Annotated in this window: 15 protein-coding genes; 3 read left to right on the top strand and 12 right to left on the bottom strand. The window is 29.3% G+C overall.

Annotated features, from left to right (window positions below):
• Positions 1 to 120: 120 nt before the first annotated feature.
• The 3 genes from L6653_RS04100 (at position 121) to scfB (ending at position 3,113) form a co-directional block, all read left to right on the top strand.
• Positions 121 to 1,461: an aminotransferase class V-fold PLP-dependent enzyme gene (locus tag L6653_RS04100; RefSeq protein ID WP_236785627.1), complete on the top strand. Its 1,341-nt coding sequence runs from the start codon at positions 121 to 123 to the stop codon at positions 1,459 to 1,461.
• Positions 1,462 to 1,513: 52 nt separating this feature from the next.
• Positions 1,514 to 1,663 (top strand): six-cysteine ranthipeptide SCIFF, encoded by a 150-nt coding sequence (gene scfA, locus L6653_RS04105; RefSeq protein ID WP_004817312.1) that lies wholly within the window; start codon positions 1,514 to 1,516, stop codon positions 1,661 to 1,663.
• A gap of 64 nt (positions 1,664 to 1,727) precedes the next feature.
• Positions 1,728 to 3,113, top strand: coding sequence for a thioether cross-link-forming SCIFF peptide maturase (scfB, locus tag L6653_RS04110; protein WP_236785628.1), 1,386 nt, complete (start codon positions 1,728 to 1,730; stop codon positions 3,111 to 3,113).
• 237 nt (positions 3,114 to 3,350) lie between these two features.
• Here the strand turns inward: scfB and L6653_RS04115 are convergent, their stop codons facing one another.
• The 12 genes from L6653_RS04115 to fba all read right to left on the bottom strand — a co-directional run bounded on the left by L6653_RS04115 (position 3,351) and on the right by fba (position 15,178).
• Positions 3,351 to 3,983 carry a ComF family protein gene (locus L6653_RS04115; protein WP_236785629.1) on the bottom strand — a complete coding sequence of 211 codons (633 nt, stop codon included), beginning with the start codon at positions 3,981 to 3,983 and terminating at the stop codon, positions 3,351 to 3,353.
• Positions 3,980 to 6,133: an SF1B family DNA helicase RecD2 gene (gene recD2 / locus L6653_RS04120; RefSeq protein ID WP_236785630.1), complete on the bottom strand. Its 2,154-nt coding sequence runs from the start codon at positions 6,131 to 6,133 to the stop codon at positions 3,980 to 3,982. Before recD2 ends, L6653_RS04115 begins: the two co-directional genes overlap by 4 nt.
• A gap of 2 nt (positions 6,134 to 6,135) precedes the next feature.
• Entirely contained in the window at positions 6,136 to 7,413 is a 1,278-nt protein-coding gene (murA, locus tag L6653_RS04125) for a UDP-N-acetylglucosamine 1-carboxyvinyltransferase (protein ID WP_236785631.1), read from the bottom strand.
• Positions 7,414 to 7,422: 9 nt separating this feature from the next.
• A complete protein-coding gene (gene upp / locus L6653_RS04130) occupies positions 7,423 to 8,052 on the bottom strand; it encodes a uracil phosphoribosyltransferase (RefSeq protein ID WP_236785632.1) in 630 nt (209 codons plus the stop codon).
• A gap of 10 nt (positions 8,053 to 8,062) precedes the next feature.
• Entirely contained in the window at positions 8,063 to 9,100 is a 1,038-nt protein-coding gene (locus L6653_RS04135; protein ID WP_236785633.1) for an L-threonylcarbamoyladenylate synthase, read from the bottom strand.
• Positions 9,072 to 10,076, bottom strand: a complete 1,005-nt coding sequence (locus L6653_RS04140) for a cation diffusion facilitator family transporter (RefSeq protein ID WP_236785634.1) — start codon at positions 10,074 to 10,076, stop codon at positions 9,072 to 9,074. The genes L6653_RS04135 and L6653_RS04140 overlap by 29 nt, the downstream gene beginning before the upstream one ends.
• Positions 10,077 to 11,150: a peptide chain release factor 1 gene (gene prfA / locus L6653_RS04145; protein ID WP_236785635.1), complete on the bottom strand. Its 1,074-nt coding sequence runs from the start codon at positions 11,148 to 11,150 to the stop codon at positions 10,077 to 10,079.
• Between the two features lie 9 nt (positions 11,151 to 11,159).
• Complete coding sequence (gene prmC, locus L6653_RS04150) at positions 11,160 to 11,951, bottom strand: peptide chain release factor N(5)-glutamine methyltransferase (protein WP_236785636.1); 792 nt, start codon at positions 11,949 to 11,951, stop codon at positions 11,160 to 11,162.
• A gap of 35 nt (positions 11,952 to 11,986) precedes the next feature.
• Positions 11,987 to 12,193 (bottom strand): 50S ribosomal protein L31, encoded by a 207-nt coding sequence (gene rpmE, locus L6653_RS04155; protein ID WP_049690726.1) that lies wholly within the window; start codon positions 12,191 to 12,193, stop codon positions 11,987 to 11,989.
• A 64-nt stretch (positions 12,194 to 12,257) separates the two neighbouring features.
• Entirely contained in the window at positions 12,258 to 12,848 is a 591-nt protein-coding gene (locus L6653_RS04160) for a TVP38/TMEM64 family protein (RefSeq protein ID WP_236785637.1), read from the bottom strand.
• A gap of 57 nt (positions 12,849 to 12,905) precedes the next feature.
• Positions 12,906 to 14,255, bottom strand: coding sequence for a transcription termination factor Rho (gene rho, locus L6653_RS04165; protein WP_236785638.1), 1,350 nt, complete (start codon positions 14,253 to 14,255; stop codon positions 12,906 to 12,908).
• A 53-nt stretch (positions 14,256 to 14,308) separates the two neighbouring features.
• Positions 14,309 to 15,178, bottom strand: a complete 870-nt coding sequence (gene fba, locus L6653_RS04170) for a class II fructose-1,6-bisphosphate aldolase (RefSeq protein WP_236785639.1) — start codon at positions 15,176 to 15,178, stop codon at positions 14,309 to 14,311.

Consider the following 15,178-nt stretch of genomic DNA (forward strand, 5'->3'; position numbering starts at 1 on the left):
TTAACTTTTTCGATACAATTATACATTATATCACAGATTATGTAAATATCATGTTATATTTTTTAAAATAATTTACAAATTTTTTTGTAGTATAATAATTTTAATAGAAAGGATAAAAAAATGCTAAATGAAAAATTAGATTTATATCTAGAAGAAGATTATTATCCCTTTGCCATGCCGGGACATAAGAGGAATAAAAAAATCTTAAATAAAAAAATTTCCTATGATAGGGATATAACTGAAATTAGGGATTTTGATAATTTAAATAATCCAAAAAATCTTTTTAAGCTTATGGAAAAAAAATTAGCCAAAATTTATTCAGCTAATGATTTTATAATATCAACAAATGGTTCCACTTGTGGAATTCTTGCAACACTTAGGGCCCTTACAAAAAATAATAAAAAAATCCTAGTCCAAAGAAATTCTCACAAGTCTGTTTTTAATGCTATTGAAGTTTTTGATCTTGATCCTGACTATATAAAGGTAAAAATTGATGAAAATGATATGGCCTATGACATTGATTATGAAGATTTAAAGGAAAAAATCCAAAAAAATTCTTATTCTTTAATTTTTATAACATCACCTTCCTACGAGGGTTATATGGTCAATTTGAAAAAAATCCAAAAAATCATTGAGGATAAAAATATTTTTTTAGTTCTTGATATGGCTCACGGTTCTCATACAATTTTGTCATCTTATAAAGACAATTTTTCCTACGACCTTGCCATAACTTCATTTCACAAAAATTTGTCGGCTCTTACTCCTGCAAGTGGAATTATTATAAAAAATAAAAATATAGACAAAAAAGAAATCAGAAGAAATATGGCAATTTTTCAAACATCTTCCCCATCTTATCTTATAAGTGGATCAATTGATGATATGATTGATAAATTTCCTAGATTTTTTGACCTTCGGGATGACTTAGTTAAAAATTTAAATTCTTTCTACAAAACAAAGCTTGAAAATTTAAAATTTATAAATTCTAAAAATAAGGATATTTCAAAAATTCTTATTTCTTGCAAAAACACAAATATAAATGGAAATGACCTTGCTGATTTATTATATAAAGAAAAAATTGAAATCGAGATGGCAAGTGCGACCTATGTAATTTTAATTTCTAGTATTTTTGATACAAAAGAAGGATTTGAAAGGCTAAAAAATGCCCTTATAAAAATTGATAAAAAAATAAAGTATAAAAAATCTGATTTTTCTTTTGAATTTATAGAATGTGAAAAAAAATATTCTATTAGTGAAAGTTTTTCAAAAGAATATCACCTTGAAAATTTAGAAAAATCTAGTGGGAAAATTTCAGCATCATATGTATACGCCTACCCTCCTGGTATTCCTCTTTTAATTCCTGGAGAAATCATAAATCAAAAAATAATAAATCAAATCAAATACCTTGATAGCATGGGTTTTGATTTATCTTTGAATGACTTTTCAATTCCTGTTATAGATTGACAAAGACCCAAGCTTTTGATATTATAAATCTATAGAAAAAAAGGAGATACATATGAAAAGAATTATTACTTTAAATACAAGAAATCTTCACAAAAGCAAAAAAGACGGTGGCTGTGGCGAATGTCAAACATCTTGCCAATCAGCTTGCAAAACATCTTGTGGAGTTGCTAACCAAGAATGTGTTAACACAAAAAATAAATAAGGGCAAGACCCTTATTTTTTTATTGTATAATTCTTAGTATTTTACTATAAATTAAGGAGAAATAATGATACACCAATATAAGGCAAAGGGCTATAATATTGTTTTGGATGTTTATTCTGGATCAGTTCATTTGGTTGATGAAATTTCCTACGATATTATTAGTCTTTTAAATAAAAATATAGAAAAAGAAAAAATTGAAGAAGAAATTATGGACCTTCACAAAATAAATAAGGACCAATTTGATGAAGCCTATGAAGAAGTTAAAAGTTTAGTGTCAGAAAAAGTTTTATTTTCAGACGATGATTTCAAAGACTTGACCATTGATTTGGACAAAAGAAAAACTTACTTAAAAGCAATGTGCTTAAATGTAAGTCACACTTGCAATTTATCTTGTGAGTATTGTTTTGCAAAAGAAGGTCGTTACCATGGTCCCGAAGCAATAATGACAGATGAGGTTGCAAAAAAATCTATTGATTTTCTTTTGGAAAATTCTGGATCTCACTATAATCTAGACATAGATTTTTTTGGTGGAGAACCGCTTTTAAATTGGGATTTGGTAAAAAATACTGTAGATTACGCAAGAAGTAAAGAAAAAGAATTTAATAAGCACTTTAATTTCACTTTAACCACAAATGGAATGCTTTTAGATGATGAAAAAATCGAATATCTAAACAAAAATATGAAAAATGTTGTGCTTTCCCTTGATGGAAGAAAAGAAAAACACGATGAATTTAGGAAAACTTCTGACGGCAGAGGATCTTTTGATAAAATCGTTCCAAATTTTCAAAAACTAGTAAAAGCTCGTGGGGACAAAGAATATTACATGAGAGGAACCTTTACTGCAAATAATTTAGATTTTACAGAAGATATAAAAACATATTTAGATTTAGGATTTAAAAGAACATCTCTTGAGCCAGTTGTTGGAAATAATGAAGAAGATTATGCCCTAAAAGAAGAACATCTACCAAGAATTTACCAAGAATATGAAAAACTTGCAGATATGATGATTGATGCAATTGATAAAGATGACAAATTTATTTTCTACCATTATATGATAGATTTAAACAATGGCCCTTGCGTTTACAAAAGAATTTCCGGATGTGGATCAGGCTCAGAGTATATGGCAGTAACACCAACCGGAGACCTATTCCCTTGCCATCAATTTGTTGGAAACGATGATTTTAAAATAGGAAATGTCTTTGAAGGAATAAAAAAAGAAGAAATAATCAAAGATTTTAAGAAAAATAATTTATACAGTCAAGAAAAATGCAAAGAATGCTGGGCACAAATGTATTGTTCAGGCGGCTGTGCAGCAAATAATTACAATGCAGGCGGAGATATAAATAAAATTTACGATTACGGTTGTAAGGTCTTCAAAAAAAGAATAGAAATGGCCCTAGCCGTAAAAATCCACGAATTTTTGAAAGAAAATGAAAAAGAAAATGCATAAAAAATAAGATGTCTTAGCACCTTCAGACTGTTGACAAAGTATACAAATCCTCATGCTAAGAATATCATACGGAAAAAATTGATTTGATTTCAAATTTTAAAATTCGTTAAAAAAACGCACTGTTTGAGCGTTAGCGAGTTTGCGTTTTTAGAATTTTAGAATTTAGAAATCAACAATTTTTGAAGTCCGATATTCGTGCTTGAGGGTTTGTCTACGCTCTAAAGGTGCCTTAGCACCTTATTTTTTTACCCTATGACTTGAAGCTATGGCTATAGCTTCAATTTTTTTTGGATTTGATTTTTCTATTGTTTTGATAATTTCTTTTACCGTATTTGAACTTGTAATAATATCATCAAAAATCAAAATATTTTTTCCAGTCAAATCTCCCCTAAATTCAAAGGAATTTCTCAAATTTTTCGCCCTATCTTCAAGGGATAATTTGTGTTGAGCTTTTGTATTTTTAATTTTTTTAAATCCCTTAAGATAAGTCATATCGGTATTTTTTATAAAATAATCACAGATTAATTTTACATGGTCAAAGCCTCTTAGATTTAAAACAGAATTTGAAGAAGGACAAGTCAAAATATAATCAAAATCATCCATATTTTTCTCCTTTAAAAATTCATAAAGCATTTGACCAAAAACCTTATACAAAGAAGTATTCCTATTAAATTTATAATCAGAAATCAAGTGAGCCATAAATGGATTATAAAAATACAAGGCTCTCGCCTTATGATTTAAAATTTCAAATTCATTATCAACATAATCAAGCTTTGAAAGGCAATTTTCACACAAGAAAAATTTCTCCCTTTCTTCTTCCTTACAAAAAAGGCACAAATCATCATCTAAAAATAATAAATCCCCAATCATTTTAAGGCCTCTGATAATTCTCTTATCCAAAAACTCAAATTAGTTAATCTTTTTGACTCATTATTATTTCTTACCATTTGTTTTAAAATTCTTTTTTCTCCAAGTAAAACAACCAATTTTTTTGCCCTTGTAATTGCTGTATAAAGTAAATTTCTATTTAAAAGCATATAAGCTGTGCTCATCATTGGAATTAAAACACAATCGAATTCAGATCCTTGAGATTTATGGATTGTGATTGCATAAGAAAGATCCAAATCTTTTATGTCTTCTTTTTTGTAGGATACTATATTTCCATCATAAAATTCAACTTTTAATTCTTCTCTTTCTCCATCAATATCAATAATTCTTCCAATATCCCCATTGTAGACCCCATCATCGAAATTTCCAGGATCTAGACTTACAAGGTCATAATTATTTCTAACCTGCATTACCTTATCATTTAATTTAAAAATTTTATTATTAATTTTAATGCAATTTGGGTTTTTATTTAATTCTTTTTGACAAAGATCATTAATACCTACCACACCCCACGAGGATTTTTTCCCTGGGGCAAGAATTTGAATATCATTAATTGGATCTAGCTTATAATAATTAGGAAGTCTAAATTTAACCAAATCGAGCAAGTCTTTTTCAAAATTTTTGGAATTTGAATCAATAAAGAAAAAATCCTTATTTTTTTGGTTTAAAACTGGATATAGACCATCATTTATCCTGTGAGCATTTACAACAATATTGCTCTCTTTTGCCTGCCTAAATATTTTTTTAAGCCTAACAGATTTTATATCTGTATCCAAAATATCTTTTAAAACATTTCCAGGCCCCACACTTGGAAGTTGATTATGATCTCCAACCAAAATTAAGGCAGTGTTAGTAGACAAGGATTTCAATAATTTATCCATTAATTTTATATCAATCATTGACGCCTCATCAACAATTACATAATCACATTCCAAAGGATTTTCTTCATTATATTCTGGAATTGGGCTATCAGGTTTTATTCCTATAAGTCTATGGATTGTAAGAGCAGAATTATCTGTAGATTCTTGCATTCTTTTTGCAGCCCTTCCAGTAGGAGCTGCAAGATTAAATTTTAGCTCATTTTCGTCCAAAATATTACAAATCGCTTTAATAATTGTTGTTTTTCCAGTTCCAGGACCCCCAGTAATTACCAAAAGCATATTATTAAATGCTTCTTTTATGGCAATTTCTTGTTCTTTTGAAAAAGCATCCAAATCTTCATTAATTTCTATATCAAATATGTATTTTTCATTTTGAAGTCTTGATAAGTTAATGGCTGTAGATTTTTCTGCCTTGTAAATATCTTTATCATAAACAAATTCTTCTTCATCAATTTTTATTATTTGAATTTTTGACTTCAATAGATCTTCATTAATTTGATCATTTATTTTATTTTTATCAACTTTTATCAAGTCAAAAGTTTTATTCAACAAATCTTCTCTTTTAATAGCACAAGATCCACTCATTTCCGAATCATTTTTTAAAATATAAGAAAGTGCAGCTGAAATTCTAAATTTAGAATCATTTTCCATTTGCATATTTATGGCTATATTATCAGCCATAACAAAGCCAATTCCTGAAATATCTTCTGATAATTTGTAAGGATTTGTTTTTACTATTGAAATTGTGTTATCTCCGTAGGCCTTATAAATTTTATTTGCCAAATTAAATGAAATATTTAAACCTTGAAGATATAAGAGGGCCTCCCTGCTATCTTTTGCTTCAATGGTAGATTCTTTTATTTTTCCAAGTTTTTTCTTTCCAATTCCTTGAATTGATAAAAGTTTATTAGGCTCATTAAAAACAATATCAATTGCTTGGTCACCAAATTTTTCATAAATTAATTCGGCAGTTTTTTTACCAATCAACTCAATATTTCCACTAGAAAGATAAGAAATAATTGCTTTTTTACCAGAAGGCTTTTTAATTTTTGCACTTTCTACATTTATTTGCTCCCCATATTTATCATGATAAATTAATTCCCCTTCAATAATAATTTGATCATTTTCATTAAAAAAAGGCATAATTCCAGTACAAGTTATAGGTGAGTCAGAAGTTTCCAAGGATAAAACCGTGTATCCATTTTCTTCATTTCTATAAATTATACTTTTAATTATGCCTTCAAATTTCATTATTAATTTACCTGTTTTCTTTCAATAAGAGCACCAAGTTTTGTAAACTTTTCGATTAGATAACTATATCCCCTATCTATATGGTAGATATCAGATATTTTTGTTTCTCCATCTGCTACAAGACCTGCAAGAATTAAAGCAGCTCCTGCTCTTAAATCTGTAGCTTTTACTTCTGCTCCATGAAGTTTATCAACTCCAACAATTACCGCCCTGTTTCCTTCAGTAATTATTGCAGCTCCCATCTTTTTAAGCTCATCAACATGCATAAACCTATTTTCAAATACAGTTTCTACAACCGAAGATTCGCCCTTACAAACTGTCATCAATGCCATAAATTGAGATTGAGCATCTGTAGGAAAACCTGGATAAGGTAGGGTTTTAATATTTGTAGATTTTAATTTTCCATTAGCCTTAACCCTAATCATATCTTCATCTTCAATTTCTTGAATTTGTGCACCCATTTCAATTAATTTTGCAATAATTGGTCTGATGTGAGAACCCAAAACATTTTTCACTAAAATATCTCCACCAGTAATAGCTGCAGCAAGCATATAAGTTGCAGCTTCAATCCTATCTGGAACTATGGTGTGTCTTGTTCCCTTTAATTTCTCTACACCTTTAATAGTAATATTAGATGTTCCAGCCCCAATTATACTTGCACCCATTTTTGATAAAAATGAAGCAAGATCTACAATTTCTGGTTCTTTTGCTGCATTTTCAATTACAGTTTCACCTTCGGCCATAGTCGCTGCCATCATAATATTTTCTGTAGCCCCAACTGATGGAAAATCTAAATAAATTACATTTCCTTTTAATCCATTTTTTGTTCTAGAAGATATTTCTTCATGGCTCATTATAGTTTCAGCACCAAGAGCTTCAAAACCTTTTAAATGTAAATCAATTGGTCTTTTTCCAATATTACATCCACCTGGAGCTTTTGTTATTGCATGACCAAATCTTGATAAGAGTGGTCCCATTACAATAAATGATGCTCTCATTTTATCCATTAAGTCAAAAGGAGTTTCATATTTATCAACCTTTGAAGAATCAATTCTAAGACTTGTTTCTGTAATATATTCAACCTTAGCATTTAAACTTCTTAAAATTTCCACCATTACTTCAATGTCTTTAAGCTTTGGAACCTCATCTAAAATCACTTCCTCTGTTGCCAAAAGACTTGCAGCAAGGATTGGGAGGGCTGAATTTTTTGCTCCAGAAATATATACTTCTCCCTTTAATGGTCCGTTTTCTCTTACTACTAATATTTCTTCTTTACTCATACTATCCCCTTATTTGGTACCAAATAATCTATCTCCAGCATCTCCAAGTCCTGGAACAATATAGCAATCATCATTTAATTTTTCATCTAATTGAGCTATATAAATATCTACGTCAGGATGTTCTTCTTGAACTTTTTTAATTCCCTCTGGTGCTGCTATAATATTTAATAATTTTAAAGAGGTGCATCCTTTTTCTTTTAATCTTTGGATAGCATCACAAGCTGATCCGCCTGTTGCAAGCATTGGATCTATTACTAGCATATCTCTTTTGTTAGAATCTTTAGGAATTTTCAAATAATATTCTATAGGTTTCATTGTTTTTTCATCCCTATACATTCCTATATGACCAACTCTTGCAGCTGGAAAAACTTCAATTAATCCATCAACCATACCAAGACCCGCCCTAAGAATTGGAATTATTCCTAGTTTTTTTCCTGAAAGTCTATAGCCTGTTGTTTTACAAATTGGTGTTTCTATATCATATTCTTCTAAGGTAAAATCCTTACTTGCTTCATAAGCTAGAAGAATTGTTATTTCTCTTATTATTGATCTAAATTCATTAGAACCTGTATTTTTATCTCTTAATATTGAAATTTTATGTTTGATCACTGGATGATCTAGAACTGTTACTTTACCCATCATATCTCCTTTATACATTAAAAATATTTCCAGATGCTGATTTTTTCATCCTATTCATTATACTCTTTCCAAGCCCAATGTCTTCAACTCCTTGGGCAAGAATAATATCCACATTTTTTCTATCCAAATCCCTTAGAGCTTCAAATAAAACGTGACTCATTTCGATTAAATTATCCCTGTTTCCCAAAGAAAGTGTAGTATAGGAAGAAAATTTCTCAGTATCCTTATCAAAAACCAATATTCCTACTTTTTTTCCTTCATTTTTATATTTTAAAGCTAAATCTTCTATTTTTTCAACACTTTTATCTCCAACAAAAACTTGCATTTTTGCCTTAGGCGCATAATGTTTATATTTTTGACCAGGAGATCTTGGAACCTTTGAATCATCAACCAAGGAATCATCTAAACATACATTTGGAATAAATTTTTTAATATATTCGTAAGTATAATAACCCGGTCTTAAAATACAAGGATTTTCTAAACTCATATCTATTACTGTTGATTCAATTCCAATATCAGAACTTCCTCCATCAATTATCAAAGGAATTCTTTCATTCATATCAAAATAAACATCCTTGGCGTTTGTTGGGGAAGGTCTACCCGAAATATTTGCAGAAGGCGCTGCAATTGGTGTGTCACAAAATTTAATAAATTCTCTTGCAAGCTTATCTTTTGGTCTTCTAACAGCAACCGTATCCCCGCCTCCTGTAATTATATCAGGAATTATTGGACTTTTTTTAAGTATTACTGTAAGAGGGCCTGGCCAAAGATTTTTTATTAAAAATTTTGTCCTATCATCAACTTTTTCAACTAATTCGTCAAGCTTATAATCTTCATCAATATGAAGAATTAAGGGATTATCTTCTGGCCTATTTTTCGCCTTGAAAATTTTCTTGGCTGCACTTGGATTTAATCCATCTGCTCCCAAGCCATAAACTGTCTCAGTTGGGAAAGCCACTAGCTCTCCCTTTTTTATAATATCAGCTGCATGGTTTAGGATATTTTCATCTATATTTTCTCTATCTATTTTCAATATCTCTGTTTGCATTTTTAACTGACTTTCTTAAATTTTCTATTATTTTTTTATTTTCGTCATTTTCAATTAAACAATAAGTTGGATCCATATGGATTGTTATAGAAATATTTAGCTCTTTTAGAAGTTTCATTTCAACATTAGTAACTGCTTGATGCATAATTCCAACACTAATATTTGAAGGAACTTCCACATCACAACTTCCTACAAGTTTTCCTCTACCATATTCATGGATTTTTAAATCGTGGTATCCACGTATAAAATCTCCCGATAAAATTATATCTTCAACTTCTTTGTGAAGTTCAATGCTTATTCCTTTTCCTAAAAGCTTATCGATAGTATCCAAAAATAAATCTAAGCCTGGCTTAAATACTATAATTGAAAGAATTATTCCAAGTAAAGCATCTAGGTTAAAACTAATATATTTTTGCAAAGTAACCGCAATTATTATTGATATTGTTGAAAGAATATCATTTCTCGCATCAATCATTACAGCAAAATTTAGTTTTGAATCTAATTTTTTATCTAGGTTTCTATTTAAAAAATAAATGTAGAATTTAAAGCCTAGGGAGAATATCAAAATTATTATACTTAATCTTGAAAATTTTGGTAAATTTCCCTTATAAAAACTATCTATAGAATTTGTAAACAATAAAAATCCTACAATCATTATTAAAATTGAAACAAGAAAACTTGCTATATATTCACTTCTTCCATGACCATATGGGTGGTTTGCATCTGCAGGCTTACTACTTGCTTTTGCTCCTATTAAAGTAATTAGACTTGTCAGTGCATCACTCATATTATTAAAAGCATCTCCCAAAATTGCTGATGACGATGCAATTAATCCTATAGTAATTTTTATTATAAATAAAAATATATTTATTAATATACCGACAAGACCCGATAGGGAGATCAATTTTAATCTTACATTTTGATCTTCGATAGATTTGTAATTTTCTACAAATCTTTTTGCAAGAATTTCAAACAATTAATCTTCTCCCATTGTCTTTAATTTTCTAGTTTGGTCTTCTGTAATCAATGATTCTATCATTTCTTCAATATTTCCATCTAAAAAGTCATCTAATTGATAAATAGTTTTATTTATCCTGTGATCTGTAATTCTTCCTTGTGGATAATTGTATGTTCTAATTCTTTCAGACCTATCTCCTGTTCCTACTTGAGATTTTCTATTATCTGAAATTTCTTTTTGTCTTTTTTGCTCTTCTATTTCATATAGTCTTGCCCTTAAAACTCTCATTGCCTTATCTTTATTTTTAATTTGAGATTTTTCATCTTGGCAAGTTACTACAAGTCCTGTTGGAATATGGGTAAGTCTTACGGCAGAATCTGTTGTATTTACACTTTGTCCACCGTTTCCACTTGACCTATAAACATCTGTTCTTATATCATTTGGGTCAATTTTTATATCAACTTCATCAGCTTCTGGCAAAACAGCCACTGTAGCTGTTGATGTGTGAATTCTTCCACCTGATTCTGTTTCTGGAACTCTTTGGACTCTGTGAACTCCAGATTCATATTTTAATTTTGAATAAGCACCTTCACCTCTTACAATAAAAGTAGCTTCTTTCATTCCACCGATTCCTTGACTTGATACGTCAATATCTTCAGTTTTGTAGCCTTGTTTATCAGCATACATATGATACATCCTGTAAAGATTTCCAGCAAAAAGACCAGCTTCTTCTCCACCGGCTCCTGCTCTTATCTCCACAATTACATCCTTGTGATCGTTAGGATCAGTTGGGATAAGTAAAATTTTTAAATCTTCATTGTATTTTTCAAGATTTTTTTTATTTTCATCAATTTCAGATTTTAAAAGATCAATCATTTCCTTATCTTCAGCTTCTTTTAAAAGCTCATTATTTTCATTAATCATATCTTCTGCATCTGTTATTTGGGTGTATTTTTCAACAATTGGTTTTAATTGATTGTATTCTCTTGAAACTTTTTTAAACTTTTCTGTATCTGATAAAACTTCAGGATCAGCAAGTTTTTTTTCTAATTCTTTGAAATTTTCTCTCATATGTTCTAGATTTTCTAACATATATCCTCCTTAGATACAAGCCTTAATTATTCTATCAAAATCATTAAAATCCTTATAGGACTCAATATTCTTATATCCATATTCATTTAGTAAATTTAATATAGGTTCTTTTTGATCATAACCTATCTCTAGATATATTTTACCATTTTTATTAAGAAAGTTTTTCGCATTTTTAATAATTTCTTTATAAAAGTCTAGCCCGTCTTCTCCACCGTACAAGGCATTTTGAGGTTCATAGGATAATTTCTCATCCAAATTATCAAAATCTTTTTTATTAATATAAGGTGGATTTGAAACAATAAGGTCAAACTTTTCCTTTATATTTGAAAATATATCACTTTCAATAAAATTAACATTATTAATATTTAACTTAATCTTATTTTCATTTGCAAGATCTATGGCATCTTTTGATATATCTATGCCAAGAATTTTAGAATCTTTTAGATTTTTTGAAAGAGCAAGAGAAATTGCTCCACTTCCTGTGCCTATATCAAGAATTTTTTTACTATTATTTTCATCTTTTATTATTAAGTCAACTAAAATTTCTGTTTCATACCTAGGTATTAATGCTCTTTTGTCAACCAATAAATCTAAACCATAAAAATTCCACTTGCCAATTGCATATTGGAGTGGATATCCTTTATTAATCTTATCTTGTATTTTCAAAATTTCATCTTCAATATTTTTACCCAATACTTTTTCTTGGTCTAAAAACAAAAGATTTTTCTTTGTATTTAATAAATATGTAAGAGCTATAATCAAATCATTATTCTCTGTTTCTAAAATATCTTTAATTTTCATAAATACATATAAAAAATAAGGTTAGATACCTAACCTTATTTATTTCTTCCATATTTTTTATTGAATTTTTCAACATTACCACCACGATCAGAAAATCTTTGTTTTCCTGTATAGAATGGATGGCATTGTGAACATACTTCAACTTTTATTTCTTCTTCTGTTGATCCAACAGTAAATTCATTACCACATGATGTGCAAGTAACTTTTGCTTGGTGGTATGCTGGATGTAGTTCTTTTTTCATATAAACACCTCTTCTTGTCTCTTTCAATAAGCAATAATGATTATACCATATGAATATTTATCTTTCAAGCAAAACTTTTAAATATTGTTTTAATTCCTAAAACAAGTCCCATCGAATAAATAAATATTGAAGGCGGCTTACAAAAAATAATTATTTTTACAAAAGTTATTAATTTCATATCGGTAAGTCCTGAAAAATAACACAAAAAATCATCAGGTGCTACTGGAAGTAAAATCGCCCAAGCAAAAAATTTGTCATATTTTTCATGGTTTAACCACTTATCATATTTTTTGAAATTTTCTTCACCAAAAATCGCAAGAACAACTTCCTTACCAAAAAATCTTGAAATTAAAAATACTATAATAGAACCAAGACAAATAGAAATATAATTATAAATGAAACCCCACAAAGGTCCAAACATAACTACACCAAAAGCTGTAGTTATTCCACCAGGTATTACTGGAATTATAATTTGGATTATTTGTAAAAGCATAAAAATAAGTGGAGCCCAAATCCCATATTGTTGCAAAAATTTTTGAAGACTTGCAACTGATGTAAATATTCCCATCTTATAACCCTTGTAACCCAAATAAATGGAAATCAAAATTATAAGAATACTTGTAATATTTATAATAGTTTTTGCTTTAACTTTCATAAAAAATCCTAACTTTATCACTACATCCTCAATTTAACTTATATAATAAATTTATGGTTAATTTTTGTAAGTTTTGTTGATTATTTCTAGAAATTCTTTGTTTGATTTACACTTTTTCATTAAATTTATCAATTCATTTGTAAAATCGGCCTTATCTTTCATGTCGGAATTTCTAAGTTTATATCCAGTCTCAAGCTCTTTTTCATTTAATAATAAATTGTCTTTTCTGGTTGATGATTTTTCTATATCAATTGCAGGAAAAATTCTTCTTTGGGCAAGTTTTCTATCAAGATGCAATTCCATATTTCCTGTTCCCTTAAATTCTTCATAAACCATATCATCCATTCTTGAACCTGTATCAACAAGAGCCGTAGCAATAATTGTAAGCGATCCACCATTTTCTATATTTCTTGCAGCTCCAAAAAATTTCTTTGGTCCAACAAGGGCTAAAGGATCAAGACCTCCTGAAAGAGTCCTTCCTGATTGGGGTGTCATAATATTATAGGCTCTTGCAAGTCTTGTGATTGAATCTAATAAAATCACAACGTCTTTATTATCTTCCACAAGTCTTTTTGCCCTTTCAAGAACCATCTCTTGCATATAAATATGATTTTGTGGTGGCTTATCAAAAGTTGATGCAGCAACTTCTGTTCTTGTAAGCTCATTATTTTTGTCTCTGTATTGGTTTACAAATCTCTTAAAATCTGTAACTTCTTCTGGTCTTTCATCAATTAATAAAACTAAAATTTTCAAATCATCAAAGTTTTTTTCAAGAGCATATTCAATATCTTTAATCAAAGTAGTTTTTCCAGCTTTTGGTTGAGAAACAATAAGCCCTCTTTGACCTCTTCCAATAGGAGCAATTATGTCAATAATTCTTTGGGAAATTTTATCATTACTTGTTTCAAGTTTTAATCTTTGGTTTGGGTAAATTGGTGTGAGTGATTCAAAATTAGACCTATTAAAAGCATCTGCTGCCCTTAGGCCATTTACATCTGAGACGAAAATTAGGGGTGAAAATTTATCTTTATCTTTTTTTACTCTTGCAATTCCTTTAATAAAATCGCCTGTTTTAAGTCTAAACATTTTTACTTGTTTAGGAGAAACATATATATCATCATTACTAGATTCATAAAGTTCAGTTCTTAAAAATCCAAAACCATCTTCATGAAGATCTAAAAGTCCTTCGCAATTAAATTTTTCTCCAAGATCGAAATTTTCATTTTCATCATTATCTTCATTGGTAGAGTTTTTTCCTTCTGATAAATCTTCACGACTCTTATATGTATCTTTGATTATTTCTATAAGATCATTTTTTCTATAAGATGAAAGAGATTTTATGGAAAGTTCTTTGCCGATTTCTCTTAATTCATCTAACTTCAGTTTATCTAAATTATTAATATCCATTTTTTTCCTTTGTATATAAAAATATACGGAGCCCTAAGGCTCCGATTTTATTTTTATTTTTCTGCTGAATTTTCGCATTCGAAAAATTCTATTTTTTCTCTTACCTTATCTTTGATTGCTTCATAGCCTGGTTTTAAAACTTTTCTTGGGTCAAATCCCTTACCTACTTTGTCTTTTCCTTCTTCGAAATATTTTCTTGTTGCCTCTGTAAATACGATTTGGCATTCAGTGTTGATGTTGATTTTAGAAACTCCTCTTTCAATAGCTTTTTTAACTTGTTCTTCAGGAATTCCTGTACCACCGTGTAAAACTAGAGGGATTTTTCCAACTGCATCTTTAATTTCTTCAAGTCTTTTAAAATTAAGTCCTTGCCAATCATCAGGATAAACTCCGTGAATATTTCCAATACCTGCAGCTAAGAAGTCTACTCCAAGTGAAGCAATTTTTTTGCATTCTTCAGGATCTGCTAATTCTCCTGCAGAAACAACTCCATCTTCTTCTCCACCAATTCCACCAACTTCAGCTTCTACAGAAACATTTTTAGAGTGGCAAAGCTCTACTATTTCTTTTGTTTTTTCAATATTTTCATCGATTGGAAGGCTAGATCCATCAAACATTATTGAAGTAAATCCAGCTTCTAAAGCTTTTTTTGCACCTTCATATGAGCCGTGATCTAAGTGAAGAGCAACTGGAACTGTTATGTTTAAATCTTTATCAAGTCCTTCAACCATTTTAGAAACTACATTAAATCCACCCATATATTTTGCAGCACCTTCAGATACTCCCAAAATAACTGCAGATTTCTTTTCTTCACAAGTTTCAAGGATTGCCTTTGTCCATTCAAGGTTATTTATATTGAATTGTCCAATTCCATAACCATTTTCGTAAGCTTTGTCTAACATTTCTTTTGCATTAACTAACAT

It is taken from the genome of Anaerococcus ihuae (genome assembly GCF_928368155.1).
Classification (GTDB): domain Bacteria; phylum Bacillota; class Clostridia; order Tissierellales; family Peptoniphilaceae; genus Anaerococcus; species Anaerococcus ihuae.

Coding starts and splice junctions, on each gene's coding strand:
- L6653_RS04135 (WP_236785633.1), bottom strand. CDS start 9,100: ATGCAAACAGAGATATTGAAAATAGATAGAGAAAATATAGATGAAAAT.
- murA (WP_236785631.1), bottom strand. CDS start 7,413: ATGAGTAAAGAAGAAATATTAGTAGTAAGAGAAAACGGACCATTAAAG.
- rpmE (WP_049690726.1), bottom strand. CDS start 12,193: ATGAAAAAAGAACTACATCCAGCATACCACCAAGCAAAAGTTACTTGC.
- prfA (WP_236785635.1), bottom strand. CDS start 11,150: ATGTTAGAAAATCTAGAACATATGAGAGAAAATTTCAAAGAATTAGAA.
- fba (WP_236785639.1), bottom strand. CDS start 15,178: ATGTTAGTTAATGCAAAAGAAATGTTAGACAAAGCTTACGAAAATGGT.
- upp (WP_236785632.1), bottom strand. CDS start 8,052: ATGGGTAAAGTAACAGTTCTAGATCATCCAGTGATCAAACATAAAATT.
- L6653_RS04115 (WP_236785629.1), bottom strand. CDS start 3,983: ATGATTGGGGATTTATTATTTTTAGATGATGATTTGTGCCTTTTTTGT.
- L6653_RS04160 (WP_236785637.1), bottom strand. CDS start 12,848: ATGAAAGTTAAAGCAAAAACTATTATAAATATTACAAGTATTCTTATA.
- rho (WP_236785638.1), bottom strand. CDS start 14,255: ATGGATATTAATAATTTAGATAAACTGAAGTTAGATGAATTAAGAGAA.
- scfA (WP_004817312.1), top strand. CDS start 1,514: ATGAAAAGAATTATTACTTTAAATACAAGAAATCTTCACAAAAGCAAA.
- prmC (WP_236785636.1), bottom strand. CDS start 11,951: ATGAAAATTAAAGATATTTTAGAAACAGAGAATAATGATTTGATTATA.
- scfB (WP_236785628.1), top strand. CDS start 1,728: ATGATACACCAATATAAGGCAAAGGGCTATAATATTGTTTTGGATGTT.
- L6653_RS04100 (WP_236785627.1), top strand. CDS start 121: ATGCTAAATGAAAAATTAGATTTATATCTAGAAGAAGATTATTATCCC.
- recD2 (WP_236785630.1), bottom strand. CDS start 6,133: ATGAAATTTGAAGGCATAATTAAAAGTATAATTTATAGAAATGAAGAA.